Source organism: Alloyangia pacifica (assembly GCF_900116195.1).
Classification (GTDB): domain Bacteria; phylum Pseudomonadota; class Alphaproteobacteria; order Rhodobacterales; family Rhodobacteraceae; genus Salipiger; species Salipiger pacificus.
Window position 1 is genome coordinate 1 of the sequence record NZ_FOZW01000014.1, and the last position, 22,068, is coordinate 22,068.

General features: G+C 65.9%; 20 protein-coding genes. 9 read left to right on the top strand and 11 right to left on the bottom strand.

The window, feature by feature from the left end; all coding sequences use genetic code 11:
* Together BM397_RS23725 and BM397_RS23730 are read right to left on the bottom strand one after the other, a co-directional pair.
* A partial coding sequence (locus BM397_RS23725; RefSeq protein WP_501037399.1) for a site-specific integrase occupies positions 1 to 331 on the bottom strand: 331 nt, incomplete at its 3' end.
* Positions 332 to 2,148: 1,817 nt separating this feature from the next.
* The gene (locus tag BM397_RS23730) at positions 2,149 to 2,394 is read right to left on the bottom strand and encodes a hypothetical protein (protein WP_092429542.1); all 246 of its coding nucleotides are present in this window, start codon (positions 2,392 to 2,394) and stop codon (positions 2,149 to 2,151) included.
* Between the two features lie 137 nt (positions 2,395 to 2,531).
* On the opposite strand from BM397_RS23730, the gene BM397_RS23735 reads away from it, so the two are divergent.
* The 4 genes from BM397_RS23735 to BM397_RS23750 all read left to right on the top strand — a co-directional run bounded on the left by BM397_RS23735 (position 2,532) and on the right by BM397_RS23750 (position 6,142).
* The gene (locus tag BM397_RS23735) at positions 2,532 to 3,863 is read left to right on the top strand and encodes a plasmid recombination protein (RefSeq protein ID WP_143187076.1); all 1,332 of its coding nucleotides are present in this window, start codon (positions 2,532 to 2,534) and stop codon (positions 3,861 to 3,863) included.
* 85 nt (positions 3,864 to 3,948) lie between these two features.
* Positions 3,949 to 4,248, top strand: a complete 300-nt coding sequence (locus BM397_RS23740) for a hypothetical protein (protein WP_092567420.1) — start codon at positions 3,949 to 3,951, stop codon at positions 4,246 to 4,248.
* Between the two features lie 358 nt (positions 4,249 to 4,606).
* A complete protein-coding gene (locus tag BM397_RS23745) occupies positions 4,607 to 5,902 on the top strand; it encodes an adenylosuccinate synthase (RefSeq protein ID WP_092429548.1) in 1,296 nt (431 codons plus the stop codon).
* 6 nt (positions 5,903 to 5,908) lie between these two features.
* On the top strand, positions 5,909 to 6,142 hold the full coding sequence (locus tag BM397_RS23750) for a DUF2842 domain-containing protein (protein WP_092429550.1): 234 nt from the start codon (positions 5,909 to 5,911) through the stop codon (positions 6,140 to 6,142).
* Positions 6,143 to 6,464: 322 nt separating this feature from the next.
* Here BM397_RS23750 and BM397_RS23755 read toward each other — a convergent pair whose 3' ends face one another.
* Together BM397_RS23755 and BM397_RS23760 are read right to left on the bottom strand one after the other, a co-directional pair.
* The gene (locus tag BM397_RS23755) at positions 6,465 to 7,766 is read right to left on the bottom strand and encodes an MFS transporter (protein WP_092429552.1); all 1,302 of its coding nucleotides are present in this window, start codon (positions 7,764 to 7,766) and stop codon (positions 6,465 to 6,467) included.
* A 291-nt stretch (positions 7,767 to 8,057) separates the two neighbouring features.
* Complete coding sequence (locus BM397_RS23760) at positions 8,058 to 8,660, bottom strand: inner membrane-spanning protein YciB (RefSeq protein ID WP_092429554.1); 603 nt, start codon at positions 8,658 to 8,660, stop codon at positions 8,058 to 8,060.
* A gap of 108 nt (positions 8,661 to 8,768) precedes the next feature.
* Between BM397_RS23760 and BM397_RS23765 the strand changes: the two genes are divergently transcribed.
* Complete coding sequence (locus BM397_RS23765; RefSeq protein ID WP_092429556.1) at positions 8,769 to 9,257, top strand: MgtC/SapB family protein; 489 nt, start codon at positions 8,769 to 8,771, stop codon at positions 9,255 to 9,257.
* A gap of 12 nt (positions 9,258 to 9,269) precedes the next feature.
* Here the strand turns inward: BM397_RS23765 and ftsY are convergent, their stop codons facing one another.
* Positions 9,270 to 10,646: a signal recognition particle-docking protein FtsY gene (gene ftsY / locus BM397_RS23770; RefSeq protein ID WP_092429558.1), complete on the bottom strand. Its 1,377-nt coding sequence runs from the start codon at positions 10,644 to 10,646 to the stop codon at positions 9,270 to 9,272.
* Positions 10,647 to 10,757: 111 nt separating this feature from the next.
* On the opposite strand from ftsY, the gene BM397_RS23775 reads away from it, so the two are divergent.
* On the top strand, positions 10,758 to 11,660 hold the full coding sequence (locus BM397_RS23775) for a lytic transglycosylase domain-containing protein (protein WP_342707636.1): 903 nt from the start codon (positions 10,758 to 10,760) through the stop codon (positions 11,658 to 11,660).
* A 167-nt stretch (positions 11,661 to 11,827) separates the two neighbouring features.
* Positions 11,828 to 12,220, top strand: coding sequence for a hypothetical protein (locus tag BM397_RS23780; RefSeq protein ID WP_092429562.1), 393 nt, complete (start codon positions 11,828 to 11,830; stop codon positions 12,218 to 12,220).
* Between the two features lie 157 nt (positions 12,221 to 12,377).
* Here BM397_RS23780 and xseA read toward each other — a convergent pair whose 3' ends face one another.
* A complete protein-coding gene (xseA, locus tag BM397_RS23785) occupies positions 12,378 to 13,874 on the bottom strand; it encodes an exodeoxyribonuclease VII large subunit (protein ID WP_092429564.1) in 1,497 nt (498 codons plus the stop codon).
* A 369-nt stretch (positions 13,875 to 14,243) separates the two neighbouring features.
* On the opposite strand from xseA, the gene purD reads away from it, so the two are divergent.
* Positions 14,244 to 15,506, top strand: a complete 1,263-nt coding sequence (gene purD, locus BM397_RS23790; RefSeq protein ID WP_092429568.1) for a phosphoribosylamine--glycine ligase — start codon at positions 14,244 to 14,246, stop codon at positions 15,504 to 15,506.
* A gap of 383 nt (positions 15,507 to 15,889) precedes the next feature.
* Here purD and BM397_RS23795 read toward each other — a convergent pair whose 3' ends face one another.
* Entirely contained in the window at positions 15,890 to 16,453 is a 564-nt protein-coding gene (locus BM397_RS23795) for a 5-formyltetrahydrofolate cyclo-ligase (RefSeq protein ID WP_092429570.1), read from the bottom strand.
* A complete protein-coding gene (gene mgtE, locus BM397_RS23800; protein ID WP_092429572.1) occupies positions 16,450 to 17,841 on the bottom strand; it encodes a magnesium transporter in 1,392 nt (463 codons plus the stop codon). The genes BM397_RS23795 and mgtE overlap by 4 nt, the downstream gene beginning before the upstream one ends.
* Positions 17,842 to 17,963: 122 nt before the next feature.
* Between mgtE and guaD the strand changes: the two genes are divergently transcribed.
* Complete coding sequence (gene guaD / locus BM397_RS23805) at positions 17,964 to 19,265, top strand: guanine deaminase (protein ID WP_092429574.1); 1,302 nt, start codon at positions 17,964 to 17,966, stop codon at positions 19,263 to 19,265.
* Positions 19,266 to 19,275: 10 nt separating this feature from the next.
* On the opposite strand, the gene BM397_RS23810 is transcribed toward guaD, so the two are convergent.
* The 3 genes from BM397_RS23810 to BM397_RS23820 all read right to left on the bottom strand — a co-directional run bounded on the left by BM397_RS23810 (position 19,276) and on the right by BM397_RS23820 (position 21,827).
* Complete coding sequence (locus BM397_RS23810; protein WP_092429576.1) at positions 19,276 to 19,872, bottom strand: CAP domain-containing protein; 597 nt, start codon at positions 19,870 to 19,872, stop codon at positions 19,276 to 19,278.
* A 76-nt stretch (positions 19,873 to 19,948) separates the two neighbouring features.
* A complete protein-coding gene (locus tag BM397_RS23815; RefSeq protein WP_092429578.1) occupies positions 19,949 to 20,428 on the bottom strand; it encodes a CAP domain-containing protein in 480 nt (159 codons plus the stop codon).
* Between the two features lie 58 nt (positions 20,429 to 20,486).
* Positions 20,487 to 21,827 carry an 8-oxoguanine deaminase gene (locus BM397_RS23820; RefSeq protein WP_092429580.1) on the bottom strand — a complete coding sequence of 447 codons (1,341 nt, stop codon included), beginning with the start codon at positions 21,825 to 21,827 and terminating at the stop codon, positions 20,487 to 20,489.
* Positions 21,828 to 22,068: the final 241 nt, after the last annotated feature.

Below are 22,068 nucleotides of genomic sequence, written 5' to 3' on the forward strand. Positions count from 1 at the left end.
CGAGCCAGGCCATCAATGACCGCCTCGTGCCCTCGGTGATCTCGAAGCGCACTGGCTGTCGAGTCTTCTGCTGCACGACCGATACGCGCTCCTTGATCGAACCGGCAGAAAGCACGTCCGCCACTTTCAGGCACACGAGGTCGCAGCCGCGTAACTTGCTGTCGATCGCTAGGTTGAAGAGGGCGAGGTCGCGGATCTCCGCTGCGATTTCCAAACGGACACGGATGGCCCAGACGTGTCGAGGTAATAGGGGCCGCTTTTGACCGATAATGCGGCCACGGTTCCAGGCGGGTTTGGTGGGGCGAACGGCGGGTAGGTTCTCATTTCCCATGGTGAAGGTTTCCCTCCACCGCGCCCAGCCCCATCTCCGACCCGTTGCCGGCGGCGGAATGCTACCATGGAGGTCCAGCACTGCGATGCTGCACGGCGGCGCCGAGGCCGATTCGTAGGTGCTGGGCCACGGCCCCGCTGCGAGTGCATTCGGCTGGTCCCAGCCCCAAACTCCCCGTTAGCCTTGCGGTGCCATTCTGCCGAAGCGGACCTCGGTCAAGAGAGGCCGGGGCGATCAAGGAGCGGACAAAGTCAGCTTTCCCTGCAACTGTTCCGAGGTCTGCTTCAGAACGCGGCTATCGGGGTCGCCCAAAGGTTGCAATCTGGTATTTCACCCGACACATTTGACCACTGAGACTCTCACCCCACTCCGGAAGTGCGACCAGTCCGATTGTCGAAAGACAAAATAGGCGCTTAACTTGATTGTAGTGGTATCGCAACCAGATTCCAGATTCGACAAATCGTAGCTGGTCTTCTCTCCATTCAATTAAGGACCTATCCGACGTATCCAAATTTCGTAGTTCAACTATTGTAAGGCGGGGAGCGGACGAAGACACAACGGTATTAAAGTCTCTCATAACCGTGGTTTCAATTTCTTGCTCCCACTCCAGCCTAACGAATACGAGTATCAATAAGAGTATATAAATGGTTCTTCGTCGCGTTTTCGTGCTAGACAAAGATATGAAAGTTGTTCTTTCAATCCACTCCCGGAACAGCAGCGTTGCTGCCACCAACAATAGTAGTACCTTTGTAGCGACCAGATATCCGGATAGGGTGATCTCCCAAGGCGCGGTTAATGATGAAAAGGTTCTCTCTAGTAATTCTGGAGAAGTCGCCGCTACTTCGTTTCGAAGAGTTTGAAAGTGGCTGATGAAGTCGCCATAGCTCAAACTGGTAAGTTGCCCGACGTCAGTTTCACATACATCCCCACATGCACTCTTTAGCAACCTGCCGAGTTGGTTCTCATCACCTAGTCTCAAGTGTTGTAGGCTTCTGTCGTAGGAGGTCCTTAGAAAGAAGTCTGTGAAACCTCCTAGGTACTTTAGCACCCCGCTCAAAAGACGTGAGCCGGAAAAAATCAATATCAGAAGAAAAATAGGTATTAAGGCGCTCAGGCGAAATATTTTTGAAATACGTACTATCTGTATTGTTGACCGGCTTCGATATATTTTATCAACATAACCTAAGGCGCCCGTGGGCTGATTGTCAATGCAACGGCTTGAGACCCAAAAAGCCAGGAGCATTACAACAGCGGAGTGAAAGATGTCGCTGAGTACAAGATAGGCTTCAGTCAAAACTTTTGAGAGTTCAAGATCCATCACTATCTACCTCCTAGATGATCGTTCTTTGCACGATAGCTCAGCTATCAAGGCACCGCACCTGCCAAAACGACTACTGAACGGACTACTGCTAGCACAATTTCAAAGCCGTCAAATTGAGTGCAAATCGCGTAAAGCGGTCTCTAGCAGGCCGTTGAAAAAATTCAGCGGTGCCAGATGAGCTGCATAGAAGCCCCACTCAGGCGCAATCTCGTGGAGCTAATCGTCTTGGCTACGGCTCCGGTCCAACGAGATCGGTAAGATCGGATGCCTCGACCAAGTTTATCAGCGGCCTGTTAGCTGCCGCGCAGAAATTCGGTATTTTGGGCTCTTAGGGATCGATCGCTGCGCTCAGCCTGAACGGCAGTTTCCAAAAATGAACCCATCGGTGCGATGTCCGCATGCTGCGCAGAGCTGCCGTGGGTGAGGGTCACAGAAGGTATCGGAGATCGCCCTATCCAAACCAATCGGTGATCACGAATGCCCAGACGTCGTGACCTCAAAACCGGCATGGCCTTACCAGTACGGTACCGCTTTCTTGTCGCTGCATCTGCGTGCTGCGCGCTTCAAGCAGAGCTTTGTGATCATGCTCTGGAATCACTTTGAGCCGGGCGCGGATGGTCAGCTCTGCGGCCTCCCGTTTCCTCATTGGGATCGAAATCCAGCACAAATGCGCACGGCGTAGCGGGTAGTACTCGTGCATCTGGAACTCGATTTCTTCGGCAATGTCGCCGAGGATTTCCAACCGCCCGCGTCTCCCCGTGAAACCGCTCCTCTTCCTCCTAGCCCGCTACGATGGTCTGAGGCCCCACTCCCCCACGATTTTCCGAGCGCCCCAACATCGACCGATCTTCTGCTCATCGAGCAGCAGGAGATCGGTCGATGGCCCCAACACAAACGCAAGACGAAAAGTACCGTGTGGTACTTCGCATGCGCGGAATGTTTCCGAAGGATCTTGCGGGCTACGAAGCACACCGCCTGCGCAAGGGCGGTGATATCAGCCACGTCGATAAGACCCGAAGCCACCTCAACAAGACCTTCATCGGCAAGGAAACCTGGGCCGCTGAAGCACTGGAAAGGATCCAGGAGATCCGCCTGCAGAACTTCCTCGACGAGGTTACGGCGCTGCGAAAGCGAAAGCGCAAGAAGGATGCGGAGCGACGCCTTACCGAAGGTCCGAAAGAGCCGTGGCGAGCGACGCGGCACGGGCCCCTTCGGGAGATCATCTTGACGGCCAATCGCGCCTACTTCGAGGATGAGGTGGCCGAATTTTTGGGCGAAAACCGGGAGGCAGAGTTCCAGGCTTGTGCCGAAAGCTGGCTGCGCAAGGAGTTCAAGGGCGACATCATCCACGCGCGCGTCGATCGCGACGAGACGGCGTTCCACGTTCACGCCGTCCTTCTGCCGATCGAGCGGGTCGAGATGACCCGCACGAACAAGAAGACTGGCGAGACAAAGGTGATCGCGGTGCGCCACATGCTGCAACCGTCGAAGCATGATCTGGTCAAGGACTACGAGCAGGCGCAGGACAGCGCCGGGGACGCGTTCAGCGTCGTGAACCTGCAACGCGGTGAGCGTCGCGCCGCCGCGATCCGCCAGGCGCGTGCGGCGGGCCAGCCGCTGCCGAAGCGCCGCTATCATGCCCGCACGTCTGAATGGCGTGCCGTGCAGGAATTGAAGCTGGAAGCCCAAGAGGCAGTACTGAGCGAACGCGAAGACGCGCTCGCCCGGCGTGATCGCCGCCTGGACACACGGGATGCCGCTCTGGCCGTGCGCGAAGCCGAAATCGATACCATCGATGCCGCAATCGAAGGGGTCGAACGTGGGACCCTCACTTTCGACGAGAGCGGCGATGTTCCCCGCCTTGAAGCCGCGCCCCCTGAGCAGAAGCTCGCGCCCGAAACAGCACGGCTGATGCAGCGACTGACGGCATCCCCGAAGGGCAGGACACGCGCCACCGCGCTTGTCGGCCGTCTCTTCGGCGTCATGAGGCGTCATGCCCGTGTGGATGCGGAGCAGGCCCTGCGCCGCGACATCGCCGAGATCGGCAAGGCGCGAGACATGCTGCAAGGGTTGGTATCACGCTTGTCCGGGGAGGTCGCAACATCCGGCAAGGCCACCCTGAGGGGCCTCACGCGTAGCCTCATGGCCCTTCGACGGCATGAGACCCCTGACCATGACCATGGCGAAGAATATCCGCCCGACCACGACTGATTTCTTTCCGTCTGGGATCGATCGTTTCCATTTCCTCCCCGTGACCGCCGTCACGCTCACCCCATCGCTCACAAAGGAGTACCCCATGAGCAAGAAGACCGACCGCCTGATCGATGCCCTCAAGGCCTCGGCCCGTCAGGATGGCGAGAAGGACGCTGAAACCCGCGCGAAGATCCGCGCTGCAATGGTGGAGGCGCTGGAGCAGTTGCTGGACCAGATGCCGGAGCAGCGCGCCGCAGAGCTGTTCGCTGACCTCGAGCAAGTCGCTCCAGAGAGCGCGGCGAAACTCATTCGCCGCCACAATCTTCGTCCCGAAGTGACCGACGGTGTCCTCGCAGACCGGCTCAAGAACAAGCCGCTTTCGGAGACACCTACGGCCCGGTGATACCGGCCCCCGGGCCTCAACCTCTCCCAGAAGATCACCCGGCGCCTCGAGGGAGGCGCCGGGTAAAGCTGTTTACAGTCGCGCCGCAGTCCGAAATCGGGGTCTCGAACCGCGGCAACAACGTTTCAGTAACCTTGCGTTGCGACGTTCTTCAAAGGTACATCCGATGTTCCAGTGCAGAAGTCATGAGCAGCGCAAATAACGGCAAAGCACCGCCCCCTTTTCCCTCCACCCGAGGGCAGGCCTGCCGCGGATTCTTTCCCCCGCCCGCCGGAACGCCCAATTTGATGGTTCCCACCGCCGCGCCGTGGATCTATACGGAGCCCGTTTGAACCGCCGGCAAAAGGACAGGTGAGCAATGGCTAACGTGGTCGTCGTGGGCGCCCAGTGGGGCGACGAAGGCAAGGGCAAGATCGTGGACTGGCTCTCGGAGCGGGCCGACGTGGTCGCGCGCTTCCAGGGGGGCCACAATGCAGGCCATACGCTCGTCATCGACGGCAAGGTGTTCAAGCTGAATGCCCTGCCCTCCGGTGTGGTGCGCGGCGGCAAGCTGTCGGTGATCGGCAATGGCGTGGTGCTTGATCCGTGGCACCTGGTGAAGGAGATCGAGTCGATCCGCGCTCAGGGCGTCGAGATCAGCCCCGAGACGCTGATGATCGCCGAGAACACCCCGCTGATCCTGCCGATCCATGGCGAGCTCGACCGCGCCCGCGAGGAAGCGGCCAGCAAGGGCACCAAGATCGGCACCACCGGTCGCGGCATCGGCCCGGCCTATGAGGACAAGGTGGGCCGCCGCTCGGTGCGCGTCGCCGACCTCGCCGACCCCGAGACGCTGGAACACCGCGTCGACCGCGCATTGCAGCACCACGACGCGCTGCGCCGTGGCCTCGGGCTCGAGCCGGTGGACCGCGACGGGCTGATCGCCCAGCTCAAGGAGATCGCGCCGCAGATCCTCGAGTATGCCGGCCCGGTCTGGAAGGTGCTCAACGAGCAGCGCCGCGCGGGCAAGCGCATCCTCTTCGAAGGGGCGCAGGGCGCGCTGCTGGACATCGACTTCGGCACCTATCCCTTCGTGACCTCCTCGAACGTGATCGCCGGCCAGGCCGCCACCGGCACCGGCATCGGCCCGGGCGCGATCGACTTTGTGCTGGGCATCGTGAAGGCCTACACCACCCGCGTCGGCGAAGGTCCCTTCCCCACCGAGCTCGACGATGCCGACGGCCAGCGTCTCGGCGAGCGCGGCCGCGAGTTCGGCACCGTGACCGGCCGCAAGCGCCGCTGCGGCTGGTTCGACGCGGTGCTGGTGCGCCAGACCTGCGTGACCTCGGGCGTCAACGGCATCTCGCTGACCAAGCTCGACGTGCTCGACGGCTTCGATACCATCCGCATCTGCACCGGCTACGAGCTCGACGGCGAGGTTCTCGACCACCTGCCCATCGCCACCGAGGAGCAGCTGCGCTGCAAGCCGATCTACGAGGAAATGGAAGGCTGGTCCGAGTCGACCGAAGGCGCACGCAGCTGGAACGACCTGCCCGGCGCCGCGGTGAAATACGTGCGCCGCATCGAGGAGTTGATCGGCTGCCCGGTGGCGCTGCTCTCGACCTCGCCCGAGCGCGACGACACCATCCTCGTCACCGACCCCTTCGCGGACTGAACCGGCATGGCCCTCAGCTACAAATCCCGCCGCCGCTGGTCGCTGGTGATCCTGCTGGTGGGCCTGCCGCTCTACATCGTTGCGGCGGTCAGCGTGGTCAACGCGCTCGACCGCCCGCCGATCTGGCTGGAGTTCGCGGTCTACGTCTTCCTCGGGTTCCTGTGGATGCTGCCCTTCAAGTTCGTCTTCAAGGGTGTCGGGAAGGAAGATCCCGACGCGGAGCCGCCGCGCGAGGACTGATCGGCCGGAAGTGAGTATTTGAAGAAAGATGAAAGGGCGTGGCCGAGCGGGTCGCGCCCTTTTTTCTTGGCTATCAGATCATGCGGCGCGATCCGGGCGACGCCTGCCGAGAGGGATGGCGCACTGCCATTCGGCAAAGGCACTTTATCTTTGCCCCTCCGCACGAACTTCGAGCTTTGCGTACGCGTCACAAAGCGCCAGCCCGCCGGGACGGGCAGGCGCTCGCCCAGCGGCTGCGCCTTGGCTCCGGGCGGGCGGACTCCCAACGAAAAAGGGCGCCGGAAAACCGGCGCCCTTCTCAATTCTGCTCAGGCAATCTGCCTCAGACCTTGCCCTTGCCGCTGGCGAAGATGCACAGCAGGGTGATCGCGGCGGCAAAGAGCACGTAGTAGCCCACATAGGCGAGGCCGTAGTTGCTCTGCAGCCAGGTCGCGATATAGGGCGCGAGCGAGGCGCCGAAGATGCCGGCGAAGTTGAAGGTGATCGACGAGCCGGTGTAGCGCACGCGGGTCGGGAAAGGTGCCGCCAGAGCGGTGCCGATCAGACCGTAGGTCATACCCATCAGCGCCATGCCCAGCGTCACGAAGCCCATGATACGCATCTCGTTCTCGACCATCAGCACCGGCACGAGGAAGCTGAACACGCCGATCAGGATGGTGGTCAGCGTCAGGATCTCGCGGCGGCCGAAGCGCTCGGCCAGTTTGCCGGCCAGCGGAATGAAGGCGCCGAAGACAACCGAACCCCAGATCTGGATCGCCAGCGCGTCGGTGAAGGGGATCTTCACGACCTTGACGTTGTAGCTCAGCAGGTACGCCGTGCAGATGTAGAACAGCACGAAGGTCGCCAGAGCCACGAAGGTGCCGAGCACGATCGAGACCTTGTGGTTCTTGAACAGCTCGACCGCGGGCACGGCGACGCGCTCTTCATTGTCGATGGCCTTCTGGAAGTCCGGCGTCTCGGTGATCGACAGGCGCACCCAGAGGCCGACGGCGATCAGCAGCAGCGACGAGACGAAGGGAATCCGCCAGCCCCAGCTGAGCAGCGCCTCTTCGCTCATGAAGTGCAGCAGGATCCAGAACAGGCCGGACGACAGGAACAGGCCCAGCGGTGCGCCGAGCTGCGGGAACATGCCGTACCAGTTCTTCTTGCCCTCGGGAGCGTTCTCGGTGGCCATGAGCACCGCCCCGCCCCATTCACCGCCGAGGCCGAAGCCCTGGCCGAAACGGCAGAGCGCCAGCAGCAGGGGCGCGATCACGCCGATCTGCTCGTAGCTCGGCAGGAAGCCGATCACGACGGTCGAGATCCCCATGGTCAGCAGCGCCGCGACCAGCGTCGCCTTGCGGCCGATGCGGTCGCCGAAGTGGCCGAAGACCAGCGCACCGAAGGGGCGCGCGAAGAAGGCGATGGAGAAGGTGGCGAAGCTCGCCAGCAGCGCGGTCATCGGATCACTGCTCGGGAAGAACAGCGCCGGGAAGACCAGCACGGCAGCGGTCGCGTAGACGTAGAAGTCGAAGAATTCGATGGTGGTGCCGACAAGGCTCGCGGTCAGGACCTTGGCCGGGGAGTTCAGCGCCGGCGTGGCCCCAGCGCGCGGTGCCGCGTGGGCTGCGTCTGAGAGGGACATTTTATTTCGTCTTTCCTTGCGTCTGGAACAGCTTTGTTCCGGGATGGGATCGGTTAACGCAATCAGCAGGCGGGTGTAACCCAAGTGCCTGACTGTTTTCGTCAGTCCCGCTATGCTCTGGACGCATGGCAATGATCGCGATCCGGACAAAACCCGAGGTTTTGGCCGGATTTCGCACGAATTATTCCCCAAGGTCAGCCGCTTGAACCTGCTGTCCGCCAGCGCGCAACAAAATTACCCGAGATTCAGCAGGTCGACCGGCGCCGTGTCACCGGCACCGCGCCGCGACGCTCAGTCCTTGTCGGCCTCCAGCGCGTAGCGCTTGAACAGCCCGCTCTGGGTCATGAAGAAGACGAAAACCGCCGCCGTGAGGCCGAAGGTCTTGAAGTAGACCCAGCTCTCGGTGCTCATCGTGCGCCAGACGATCTCGTTGAGCAGCGCGAGGCCGAAGAAGAAGGCGCAGATGCGCTTGGTGAGGATCATCCAGCCCTCGTCCTGCAGCGGCATCAGCCCCTCCATCACCTTGCGCAGGTAGCTCTCGCCGCGCAGGATCCCGGCCAGCAGCGCGACGCCGAAGAGCAGGTAGATCAGCGTGGGCTTCATCTTGAAGAAGCGCTCGTCGTTGAGCCAGACCGAGAGCCCGCCGAAGACCACGATCAGCACCGCGGTAACCACCTGCATGGCCGAGAGGTGCCCGGTGAGTTTCCACAGCAGCCCGGTGCAGACCAGCATCAGCGGGATGAACCCGGCTGTGACCACCACGAAACCCTGGTACTCGCGGCCGCCGATGACGTAGGCGTTGTCCTTCAGCAGCAGGTAGGCTGCGAAGAAGGCCAGCACCGGTCCGAACTCGAGCGCCGACTTGAGGAAGGGGTTGATCTGCTTCGTGGCCATGCGGGTCTCCTTGTGCGCAAGCACAGATAACCTCGCGGCGGCGGCTTCTCAATGGCGGAACTGCCCGACCCGCCGCCTCGTTGATCACGGTGCAGCGGAGGAGACGTGATGATCGGGGAAATCCTGAACGAATTCAAAAACACCTTCTCGGTGATCCCGCCCGCCGGTGCCTTTGCCCGGCTGTTGGCGGCGATCGTGCTGGCAGGGCTGATCGGCCTCGAACGCGAACGGCGCGGCAAGCCCGCGGGCCTGCGCACCCATATCCTTGTTTCGGTCGCGGCCTGTCTCTTCGTCCTGCTCGGGCTGGAACTGGCGGCGATGGACTTCGGCGGCTCGGACGAGCAGCGCAACGACCCTCTGCGGATGATCGAGGCGGTGACTGCCGGTGTCGCCTTCCTCGCTGCCGGGCTGATCTTCACCTCCGGCGGCAAGGTCCGCAACATCACCACCGGCGCCTCGCTCTGGCTCGCGGGCGCGGTGGGACTGGGCTGCGGAGCCGGGCAGATGCCGCTCGCCGCGATGGCAACGGTGATCGTTCTGGTGGTGCTGACGCTGCTGCGCTTCGTCGAGAACAAGATGGGCTGGAGCGAGGAATAACCCCGCCCTGCCTTAGCGCGTCTCAAGCCCGGTCAGTGCCGCCGCGAACTCCTCGGGATCGAAGGGCTGCAGATCGTCGATCTGCTCGCCCACCCCGATGGCATGGATCGGCAGGCCGAACTTGTCGGCCAGCGCCACCAGCACGCCGCCGCGCGCCGTGCCATCGAGCTTGGTCATCACCAGCCCCGAGACATCGGCAACCTGCTGGAAGATCTCCACCTGCCGCAACGCGTTCTGTCCGGTGGTGGCGTCCAGCACCAGAAGCGTGTTGTGCGGCGCGTCGGGATCCTTCTTGCGGATGACCCGGACGATCTTGGCCAGTTCTTCCATCAGATCCGAACGGTTCTGCAGGCGCCCGGCGGTGTCGATCATCAGAAGGTCCGCCCCCTCGGCCTGCGCCTTGGTCATCGCGTCGAAGGCAAGGCTGGCCGGGTCCGAGCCCTCGGGCGCGGTCAGCACCGGCACGCCGGCGCGGTCGCCCCAGATTTGCAGCTGCTCGACAGCGGCGGCGCGGAAGGTGTCGCCCGCGGCGATCACCACCGATTTGCCCGCGGCGCGGAACTGGCTGGCGAGCTTGCCGATGGTGGTGGTCTTGCCCGAGCCGTTGACCCCCACCACAAGCACCACCTGCGGCTTCTTGGCATAGAGCGGCAGCGGCTTGGCGACCGGCTCCATGATCCGCGCCACCTCGCCCGACAGCAGCTGCTTGATCTCCTGCGTCGAGACGCGCTTGCCGTAGCGGCCCTCGGCAATGTTCGAGGTCACGCGCAGCGCGGTATCCACGCCCATGTCGGACTGGATGAGCAGCTCTTCGAGGCTCTCGATCATCTCGTCGTCGAGGGCGCGGCGCACCACCGGAGCGGCCGGCTGGCCCTTGCCGAAGAGCCGCCCGATGAGCCCGCCACCACGTTGCTGCTGGGGCACTTCCGGCGTCTGAAGCGGTTCGGGAATCTCCAGCGGCGCAGGCATCGGCGACGGGTCCGCCGGCGGCATCACCGGGGCTTCCTGCGGCGCGGGCTGCGGATCGGCGGGCGGCGGCGCCTGCGGCGTTTCGGGTTCGGGTTGCGGCGCGGGCTCCGGCATCGGCGGCGCCTCGGGTTCCGGCGCCGGAGGCGTCTCCTGCGGCGGGGCGGGCGGCACCTCTTCCGGGGCAGGCGGGGTTTCGGGCGCGGGGGGCGGCGGTGTTTCAGGTGCCGGCGGCGGCACGTCGGGGCCGGGTGTCACCGGCGCGGGCGTTTCGGGCGCCGGAGTCTGCGGCACCTCCGGCGTTTCGGGAGCGGTGTCGGGCGCGTCTGCCGTGCCGCCCTCCTGGACAATCGCGTCCAGCCCTTCCTCGAGCTTCGAGGAGGATTTGAAAAGCTTGCTCTTGAGCTTGCCGAAGAAGGACATTGGCCGGACCTCTCGCTGCCTTTGCTCTCACCTAATACGGGCCGCGCGTAGATAAAAGTGTGAGTTGACCTTTCCGCGCCGCGCGGCCTTCATGGGGGCATGTTGCGGGCCGTGTTTTTCCTCGTCCTCCTGCTCGCCCCGCTCTCCCTGCGGGCCGAACCGCTCCATCCCCACGTCAGCCCCGTCGAACCCGGCACACTCTGCTCCCCCGGCGCCTTCGGTCCGGTGCAATGCATACGGCCGGCGCACTATGTCTACGACACCTGCCAGGCAATCGAACACTTCGCCCTCCGGAACGGGCTGTCGCCGGGCTTCTTCGCGCGGTTGATCTGGCAGGAAAGCCGGTTCAATCCCAATGCGCTCAGCCCCGCGAATGCACAGGGCATCGCCCAGTTCATCCCCTCGACAGCGAAGCTGCGTGGATTGAAGGACCCCTACAACCCTGCGGAGGCACTGGAAAATTCCGCCGAGTACCTCGGCGAGCTAGCGCGCCACTACGGCAACCAGGGGCTCGCGGCGGTGGCCTACAACGGCGGCGAGGCGCGGGCCGATGGGCTGGTGGCGCGCCGCGCCGGGCTGGCACGCGAGACGATCAACTACGTGGTGCTGATCACCGGGCTCGCCGCCGAAACCTGGCGCGACACCCCGCCCGAAACCCATGACTTCCGCCTGCAGGGGGACAAACCCTTCCGCCAAGCCTGCCACGAGCTGGCGCGGAATCGCACCCTGACCGCCTACCCCGAGGCGAAACCGCCGCTGCACCCCTGGGGGGTGCAGATGGCCTTCGGCACCACGCAGGACCGGGCGCTGGCGCAATTCCGCCGCCGCGCCCAGAGCTGTTCCGGCACTGTCGGCGGCGAGCAGCCCGAGCTGGTCTGGCAGAAGAGCCGCGCCAGCCCGCGCGGCGGCTACTGGATGGCGCGCCTCGGTCGCGACGGCCGCGGCGCAGCGGCGGAACTTTGTGCGACGCTCAGAAAATCGGGCTGCATCTGCGCCGTTTACAAAAATTCCTGACCGCACAGAGCTTCACAAAAGCGACGTCAATCGGACAATTTTCCGACCTCTTGACCAAGTTAATGTCACATTAGCGACATTTTCGCCCTCAAGCGCCTCCGTGCCCCGACGCCCGGCGCGACGTCTTTCCGCTTTCCCAAGCGCCGCGCCTCTGGCAGGCTTGCCGCATGATCCGGCTCCTTCTTTCGCTCGCCCTTCTCGCCTCGCCGCTCGCCGCCGCCCAGCCGATGAGCGCCGAGGAATTCGAGGCCTACGTCACGGGCAAGACCCTCTACTTCGGCAGCGAGGGGGAGGCCTACGGGGTCGAGGAATACCTGCCGGACCGCCGCGTGCGCTGGTCCTTCCTCGACGGCGAGTGCAAGGACGGGGAATGGTACGCCGAGGCGCAGATGATCTGCTTCGTCTACGAGGACATGAACGTACCGCAATGCTGGAGCTTCTTCCGCGAGGGCGGCGGGCTGCGCGCGGTGTTCCAGAATGACCCTGCCAACACCGTGCTCTACGAGGCGCAGCAGGACGACAAGCCGATGCTCTGCTACGGCCCCGACACGGGCGTATGAGGCGCAGCGCCCCCGGTGGCCCCGCCTCCGCCGCTTCCACATGGTAAAAATATCCCGGGGGAGTCGCGCACAGCGCGGCGGGGGCAGCGCCCCCTTCTGAATTCCCTGCCACAAGGTGCGAGGCGGCCCAGAGCCCCCTTCCTCGCCCACCGAGAAATCAGAACAGGCTGCCCTGCTCCGGCCGCTTGGCGGTTTTCGATTTGCCCGTCCCGCCGCTTCCGCCGCCGATCTTCATCCGCCCATCGGCAAATTCGATCTCCAGACCCGCGGCCTCCTTGGCGGCGGCGGAACTGGTCAGCACCTGGCCGCCCTCGCCGCGCACCACCGCGTAGCCCCGCGCCAACGTGCCCTTGTAGCTCAGCGTCTGCAGCAGCCGGTCGAGCCCGTCGAGCCGGTCTCGCGGCGCCTCGACCCGGCGCGCGCCAGCATCACCCAGCCGCTTGCCGAGCGCCTCCAGCCGGTCGCGCCCGAGCGCGATCTCGCGCTGGATCGGACGGATGGACAGGCGGTCGGCACGACGCCCCAGCGCCTCGGCCCGGGTGGCCAGCATGCGGGTGAGCAGCCCGGGGCGCAGCGCGCCCGCAGGTTGCGACAGCGCCAGCCGGCGCCGGTCGACGCCACGGATCAGTGCCTGCGGCAAGCGGTCCGACAGCAGGTCGAGCCGCTGGCGTGGCTGGTCGAGAAGCGTTTCGGCGCGCGGCATGGCCCGGGCGAGATCACGCAGCCGCTGGCCGCGCACCTCCAGCCGGTGGGTCAACGCCCGCGTCAGCCGCATCTGCCCTTCGCCTGCCCGCGCCAGCAGCTCCATGCGCACCGGCACCGCGATCTCGGCGGCGGCGGTGGGGGTTGGCGCACGGCGGTCCGAGACGAAGTCGATCAGCGTCGTGTCGGTCTCGTGCCCCACTGCGGAAATCAGCGGGATCTGCGAAGCGGCAGCCGCACGCGCGACGATCTCCTCGTTGAAACCCCAAAGATCCTCGACCGAGCCGCCGCCACGGGCGACGATCAAGAGGTCCGGCCGCGGCAGCGCGCCGCCCGGGGTGAGCTGGTTGAAGCCCTCGATCGCCCGCGCCACCTCGGGGGCGCAGGCCTTGCCCTGCACTGCGACCGGCCAGATCAGCACCTTGCGCGGAAACCGCTCGCGCAGGCGGTGCAGGATGTCGCGGATCACCGCGCCCGAAGGAGAGGTCACCACGCCGATGATCTCGGGCAGGAACGGCAGCGGCTTCTTGCGGGCCGGATCGAAGAGCCCCTCGGCCTGCAGCATGGCCTTGCGCTTCTCCAGCATCGCCATGAGCGCGCCGAGGCCCGCGGGACGCATGTCCTCGATGATGATCTGATAGCGCGACTGGCCGGGATAGGTGGTCAGCCGCCCGGTGGCGATGACCTCCATCCCCTCCTCGGGCTGCATATCGAGCTTAGAGGCGACGCCGCGCCAGACGATACCCGAGATCACCGATTTGTCGTCCTTGAGGTCGAGATAGAGATGCCCCGAGCGCGGCCGCGAGATGCGCCCGAGCTCGCCGCGCACCCGCACGAAGCCGAACTCGCCCTCGATCACCCGTTTCACCGCGCCCGAAAGCTCGGAGACGGTGAATTCCGGCATATTGCCGTCGCCTGCGCCTTCAGGGGCGTCGTCTTCGAAGAGGTCCATGCTGCTCGTCCTGCTCGTGTTGCCCCCAGACTAGCGGCACCCGCCGGCGAGCGAAAGGTGGTGCGCTCGAGGCGCCGAGGCGTTCGAGGCCCGCGTCATCTCGGCCTCTGCCGCCTTGTGGCAGCGCGGGCAGCACAGAGCGCAGGCCTCGACCGGGTCGCGGCTCTCGCTGGCCTTCAGCAGGATCGGGGCCCGCAGATGCACCGCATCGCCTTGGAGCACCGCGACGCGACGCGGCGCCGCTCCGGCGATTCCATGCTGTTGTTACAAAGGCGCCTCCGCCTGCGCCCCGCGATCCCCTGACTTCTTGCCAGATCCCCCTGCCGCCGCTAGGAAGCCCGCGATCCTTACCTTGAGAGAGCGGGCCCCATGAACATCCTCATCCTCGGCGGCGGTGGTCGCGAACATGCCCTGGCCTGGGCGGTCATGCAGAACCCCAAGTGCGACAAGCTGATCGTCGCCCCGGGCAATGCGGGCATCGCGCAGATCGCCGAATGCGCCACGCTCGACGTCGAGGACGGCGGCGCGGTGGCGGAATTTGCCGGGGAGAACGCCATCGATCTCGTCATCGTCGGCCCCGAGGCGCCGCTCGCCGCGGGCGTTGCCGACCGGCTGCGCGAGGCCGGCGTGCTGGTCTTCGGCCCGTCGCAGGCCGCCGCCCGGCTCGAGGCCTCGAAGAGCTTCACCAAGGAAATCTGCGACGCTGCCAAGGCGCCTACCGCGGGCTACGGCCATTTCACCGACGCCGAAGCCGCCAAGGCGCATGTCCGCACTCAGGGCGCGCCGATCGTGGTCAAGGCCGACGGGCTCGCCGCCGGCAAGGGCGTGATCATCGCCGAGACGGTTGAAGAGGCCGAAGCGGCCATCGACAACATGTTCGGCGGCGCTTTCGGCGGTGCCGGCGCCGAGGTGGTGATCGAGGAGTTCATGACCGGCGAGGAAGCCTCCTACTTCGTGCTGGTAGACGGGACCGACGTGCTGCCGATCGGCACCGCACAGGACCACAAGCGCGTCGGCGAGGGCGACACCGGCCCCAACACCGGCGGCATGGGCGCCTATTCCCCCGCCCCGGTGCTGTCTGACGAGGTGGCGCAAAAGGCGCTCGACGAGATCGTCAAGCCGACCATGGCCGAGATGGCCCGCCGCGGCACACCGTATCAGGGCGTGCTCTATGTCGGCCTGATGATCGAGAACGGGCAGCCGCGTCTGGTGGAATACAACGTGCGCTTCGGCGATCCGGAGTGCCAGGTGCTGATGATGCGCCTCGGCGGCCAGGTGCTGGATCTCATCCACGCCTGCGCCGAAGGCCGGCTGGCCGAGGCCAAGGTGACCTGGGCCGACGATCACGCGATGACCGTGGTCATGGCCGCCGACGGCTACCCGGGGAGCTACGAGAAGGGCACGGTGATCTCCGGGCTCGAGGCACTGCCCGAGGACAGCTTCACCCAGATGTTCCACGCCGGAACCGCCGAGAAGGATGGCAAGATCGTCGCCACCGGTGGGCGGGTGTTGAACGCCACCGCCCGCGGCGCGACCCTCGCCGAGGCGCAGGCCCGCGCCTATGCGCTGGTGGATTCCGTCGACTGGCCGCAGGGTTTCTGCCGCCGCGACATCGGCTGGCGCGCTCTCTGAACGACGCGCGGCGGAATCGAGGGGGCGCTGCCCCCGTCCGCTTGCGCGGACTCCCCCGGCGTATTTGGAAAGAGAAGAAGGCCAAGAGTCCCAGGCAAGCCGCGACTGTCCGGTCTTCTTCTCTTTGAAAATACGCGCGCCGCAGGCGCTCACGGCGCAGCCGTGAAATCAGGACCGCGACCGGGGCCGAGCTGGCATTCATCGGAAGTGGCATCGGAAGCGGCGGAGGCTGCAGGTGCCAGCGGTATCAGCACGCCAACGGCGCGGGATTTGCGCGTGGACCGCACCCCGTCTGAAAGCGCTGAACCCATCGTTGCGAGTTCCGCACAGGAGCAGGCGCACTGCCGGTCCTGCCCCGCACGGATCGCGCTTCCGGAGCGCGCTCAGCCGGCGGGCGGCGTGATCACCCCGGTCGGCGTCACGATCATGTCGAGCGGTGCGTCGGTGGGCTCGAGCGGGATCTGCCCGGCGTCCTGCGCGTCGTAGGCAAAGCCGATGGCCAGCGTCGGCCGCGCCGCGCGCAGCACCTCGAGCGTGCGGTCGTAAAAGCCGCCGCCGTAACCGAGCCGGTGACCGCTGCGGGTGAAGGCCAGCAGCGGCACGATGAGGATCTCTGGGGTGAGGAACTCCGGCGCCTCGGGGATCATCGCGCCGAAGGCGCCGGGCACCAGCGCCATGTCCGGCTCCCATCGGGCGAAGCGCAGGGGCGCGCCCGCCGCCTCGATCACCGGGATCGCCACCGGACCATGCGCCGCCGCCTCGGCCATGGCAGGCAGCGGGTCGATTTCGGAACGGATCGGCATGTAGCCCGAGAGCGGCACGCCGCGATAGCCGGCCAGGACCGCGCTCAGCATCCCTGCCCCGGCGCCGGTATCTTCGGCATGGGCCGCCTTCCGGCGCAGGGCGGCTTCGGCCCGGGCGGCGCGCTTGGCGGCGGCGAGGCTCACAGCAGCACCGCCTGCGCGAGGCCGAGGAAAGCGAAGAAGCCGACCACGTCGGTCACCGTGGTCACGAAGGTGCCGGAGGCCAGTGCCGGGTCGATCTTGAACTTGTCGAGCACCACCGGCACGGCGATGCCCGCCAGCCCCGCCACCACGAGGTTGATCACCATGGCCGCGGCGATCACCACCGCCAGCATCGCACTGCCGAACCAGAGGAATTCCAACACCCCCATGACCAGCGCGAAGCTGAGCCCGTTGATCAGCCCGACCATCAGCTCGCGGGTGATCACCCGCCAGACGTTGGAGCTGGTCAGGTCGCGCGTCGCCAGGGCGCGCACTGCAACGGTCAGCGACTGGGTGCCGGCATTGCCACCCATCGAGGCGACGATCGGCATCAATACGGCGAGCGCCACCAACTGGCCGATGGTGTCTTCGAACTGTGCGATTACCAGCGAGGCAAGGATCGCCGTCATCAGGTTCACCGCAAGCCAGGGCAGGCGCTGGCGCGTCGTCTCGAGTACGCTGTCGGAGATGCGGCTCTCGTCGCCGACGCCGGCGAGGCGCAGGATGTCCTCCTCGTGCTCCTCGTCGAGCACGGTCATCGCGTCGTCGATGGTGATCACACCTACCAGCCGCTCGTTCTCGTCGACCACCGGGGCCGAGATCAGGTGGTACTGGTTGAACATGTAGGCGACCTCGGATTCCGGCCGGGTCACCGGGATCACGTTGAAGGTCTCCTCGACCAGCGACTTCAGCAGCACCTCCCGGCGCGACGCCATGAGCTTGCCGAGCGTGACATTGCCCACCGGGCGCAGCTTCGGATCGACCAGGATGATGTGGTAGAACTGCTCGGGCAGATCGTCATTGCTGCGCAGGAAGTCGATCGCCTCGCCGACGTTCCAGTGCTCGGGGGCCATGACCACCTCGCGCTGCATCAGTCGGCCGGCGGAATACTCCGGATAGGTCAGCGATTTCTCGACCGCGACCCGGTCGCTGTCCTCGAGCACGTCGAGGATGGCGTCCTGCTGTTCCTGGTCGAGGTCTTCCAGAAGGTCGACCACGTCGTCAGAGTCGAGTTCGCGGACCGCGTCGGCCAGGACCTCGGGTGTCAGCCCGCGGATCACCTCCTCGCGGATCGACTCGTCGAGTTCCGAGAGGATCTCGCCGTCGAACTCCTTGTCGTAGAGCTTGATCAGCCGCATCCGGTCGTAGGCGTTGATCTGCTCCAGAAGGTCGGCGATGTCGGCGGCGTGCAGCGGCTCCATCAGCTCGACGAGCTGCTCGCGGTCTTCCACGTCCACGGCATAGAGGATCGCCGAGACCACCTTGCGCTCGAGCGGGTTGGTCTCGTCGTCCTGAGTTTCTTCCGCCGGGTTTCCGGTCTCTTCGCTCATGCCTGCCCCGTTGAATGCCGTTCGCGGAGACCTTAGGGGAATGCAGGAACGAGCAACAGAGGCGCATTGCGCTTGATCTTGCCCGCCCGCATCCTAAGGCGACCGCCGAAACGAGGACAAGCATGGCCCAGACCCAACCGACGACCCTTCATCTGGGCCAGACGCTCGCCTTCACCGCCTCCCCGCTTGCCGAGGGGCCCGGGGCAGCGCACCACGAGAGCGCCGGCGCGCTGCTGGTGGAGGGAGGCGTGATTCGCCAGGCCGGAACCGCCGAGGCGCTGCGCACCGCCCACCCCGGGGCCGAGGTCGTGGATCACGGCGAGGCGCTGATCGTGCCCGGATTCGTCGACGCCCATGCGCATTATCCGCAGACCCCGATGATCGCGAGCTGGGGCAAGCGGCTGATCGACTGGCTGAACCACTACACCTTCCCCACCGAGGCGCGCTTCGCCGACCGCGCCTACGCGGACGAGATCGCCGGGCGCTACCTCGACCTTCTGCTGGCGCATGGCACCACCTCGGTCTGTTCCTACTGCACCATCCACCCCGAGTCCGTCGAGGCGCTGTTCAGCGCCGCCGAGGCGCGCGGCATGCGGGTCTTTGCCGGCAAGACCTGCATGGACCGCGACACCGCCCCCGAGTTCCTGCGCGACAGCGCGCAGTCGGCCTATGATGACAGCAAGGCGCTGCTCGAGCGCTGGCACAGCAGGGGCCGCGCCGAATATGTGATCACCCCGCGCTTCTCGCCCACCTCCACGCCCGAGCAACTGCAGGCGCTCGGCGCGCTCTGGGCCGAGCATCCCGAGGTGCTGATGCAGACGCATCTGTCGGAACAGACCGATGAGATCGCCTGGGTGAAATCGCTCTATCCGCAGGCGCGCGACTATCTCGACACCTACGAGGCCTACGGGCTGCTGGGGGAGCGCGGTCTTTACGGCCACGCCATCCATCTGGAGCCGCGTGAGCACGCGCGGCTTAAAGAGGTGAACGCGGCGCTGGTGCATTGCCCGACCTCGAACACCTTCATCGGCTCGGGGCTCTTCGACATGGACGGGCTGACCAAGGCCGGGATGCGCGTCGGGCTCGCCACCGACACCGGCGGCGGCTCGTCCTTTTCCATGCTGCGCACCATGGCGGCGGCCTATGAGGTGGCGCAACTGCGCCACCGCCCGCTGCATCCGGCGGAACTGCTGTGGCTGGCGACCCAGGGATCGGCGATCGCACTGATGGCCGAGGACCGGATCGGCAACCTCGCACCGGGGCTGGAGGCGGATTTCACCGTGCTCGACCTGGCCTCCACCCCGGCCATCGCGCAGCGCGTGGCGCAGGCCGAGGACATCTGGGAGGCGCTCTTTCCGACGATCATGATGGGCGACGACCGGGCCGTGCGTGCGACCTACGTGGCAGGAAAACGGGCACTCTGAGAGCGGGGCGCTACTTCCTCACCCCCATCACCAGCGTCCAGTAACGCCCATTCTGCGCGAGGCCGAACTCGCGCACATCGGTACGCAGCATGGCGGCGCGATGCGAGGGCGACTTCGCCCAGAGCTCCATCGCGCTGTCGATGCCGAAGGGGGTCATGGCGACGTTCTCCGAGACGTGGCTGTACTGGTAGCCCTGCGCATGGCTCCTTTCTCCGACCCGACTGCCGTCGCTGCCGACGTGGCTCATCGTATTCATCCGGGCCATGTCGTCGGAATGGACCTGCGCCGCGCGCTGCAGCTGCGCCGCGCGGGTCAGCGGCGCGAGGCCCTGAGCGCGCCGCCAGCCGTTGAAGGCTGCCGCCGCCTCGGCCTGCGAGTTCTGCACCACCTGCGCCGGCGCGCGGCGCAGCTCGTAGATGCTCGCCCCGTCGACCCGCCCGGGCGTCGAGGGCTGGCTGGCCACGGGCACAGTTAGGGTCACGGGCGCTGCCGGCGCGTCGCCGGCGGGCGTGCGCACGTCGACACAGGCGGCGAGCGCCAGCGGCAGCAGGGACGCGACGACATAGCGTAGCGGAGAGTTCGACAGCACGGGCGACGAGAACGTCATGGGCAAGCTCCGGAAGGTCTGGCTTGCCCCGATAGTTGGCGCGGAACGGCCGTCACGGCAAGCGCGGGTCTCGGCGCTACTTGGTGCGCGCCACCACCATGGCCCAGTAGCGACCGGACCCGGCGATGCCGTATTCCGTCACATCGGCCATGAGCATGTTGGACAGGTGCGGCGGCGACTTGGTCCAGATCTCCATCGCGCCGCGCAGCCCGCGCCGGGTCTCGGCGATGTTCTCGGCGCCGCGCCGCAGGTTGTAACCGCTGCGCTTGATCCGCGTGCCGATGGAACTGCCGTCGCTGCCGGTGTGGGTCATCTTCTGCATGCGCGCCATATCGGTCGCATGGCCCTGCGCCACTTTCTCGAGCCTCGGTGAATGGCTCAGCGGTGCCAGCCCATTGCGTTCGCGCAGCGCGTTGAGCTGCGCGCCGGAGGCATCCTCGAGGAACCGCGCCGGGGCGCCCCCGGAGTCTGTCTGCGGCAGAGGCACCACCACGCAGGCGGAAAGAGCCACGCTCAGCGCAAGCGGCAGCAGGCGGGCTGGCAGGGCGTGTCGCATCGGTTCCTCCGGTCAAATCTGTCGCGTCTTCGGCCCGGTTTAGGCTCGCTGGCCGGTCTCAGCCGAGGCCGGCAAGGGTGCGCGCCATCTCTCTGTGGCGCACGAGGGCCGCGTCGATGTCGAGCGTCGCGATGCGCCCGTCGCGCACCACCTGCCGCCCCTCGACAAACAGGTGCCGTACCTTCTGCGGCCCCGCAAGCAAAAGTGCCGCCGGGTCCCAGGAGCCGGCGCTTTCCAGCCCGCTCACATCCCAGAGCGCCAGATCGGCGCGCAGCCCCACGGCAACCTGCCCGCAGTCGTGGCGGCCCAGCACCTCTGCGCCGCCGCGCGTCGCCACGCGCAGCGCCGCGCGGGCGCTCATCGCGTCGGCGCCGTTCTGCACCCGCTGCAGCAGCATCGCCTGCCGCGCCTCGCCGATGAGGCTTGCCATGTCGTTGCTGGCGGAGCCGTCGACCCCCAGCCCCACGTTCACCCCCGCGTCGAGCATTGCCCGGACCGGCGCGATGCCCGAGCCGAGGCGGCAGTTAGAACAGGGGCAATGTGCAACCCCGGTGCGGGTGGCGGCAAAGAGGTCGATCTCCTGCCCGTCGAGCTTCACGCAATGGGCGTGCCAGACATCGGGGCCGGTCCAGCCGAGGTCCTCGGCGTATTGGCCCGGGCGGCAACCGAATTTCTCCAGCGAGTAGGCCACGTCTTCGTCATTTTCGGCAAGATGGGTGTGCATCATCACGCCCTTGTCGCGAGCGAGGATCGCGCTGTCGCGCATCAGCTCGCGACTCACCGAGAAGGGCGAGCACGGCGCGACGCCGACGCGCACCATGGCGCCCTCCGACGGGTCGTGGAAGGCGTCGATCACCCGGATGCAATCCTCGAGGATGGCACTCTCCTGCTCGACCAGCGAGTCCGGCGGCAGGCCGCCGTTCGAGACCCCGATGCTCATACTGCCGCGGGTGGCGTGGAAGCGCACCCCGAGGTCCTGCGCCGCGGCGATACTGTCATCGAGCCGCGCGCCGTTGGGATAGAGGTAGAGATGGTCCGAGCTCAGCGTGCAGCCCGAAAGCGCCAGCTCCGCCAGCCCGACCTGGGCCGATACGTAGAACTCCTCGGGGCCGAAACGCTCCCAGATCGGATAGAGCGTCTGCAGCCAGCCGAAGAGCAGCGCGTCCTGCCCGCCGGGCACCGCCTTGGTCAGCCCCTGATAGAGGTGGTGGTGGGTGTTCACGAGACCCGGGGTGACCACGCAATGGCGCGCGTCGACGATCTCTCCGGTGGTCTCCAGCCGCGACCCGATCCCCGCGATGACCCCGTCGCGGAGAAGAATGTCCGCGTCCGACAGTTCGGTCTCGGCATCATCCATGGTCAGGACCGCGCGCGCGTTGCGGATCAGGATTTCGCTCATATCGGTCTCCTCGGATGGGTCCGGACACCCTGCCCCTTCGGCGTGCCAAAGGGAAGGCTGGCGCGGAGTGAGGGTGTTTCGGGAAATGCCGAAGAATGCGGCAGGCATCGCACGATACCCGCAACCATGCCGGTCCCTGTCAGCCTCGCGAGACTTCCAAGGCTGCGGCCACCCTTAAAACAGGACCAGCCGCCGTGACCCAAGTCCCGCTGACCATACGACTGATACGCCCGCTATCGGC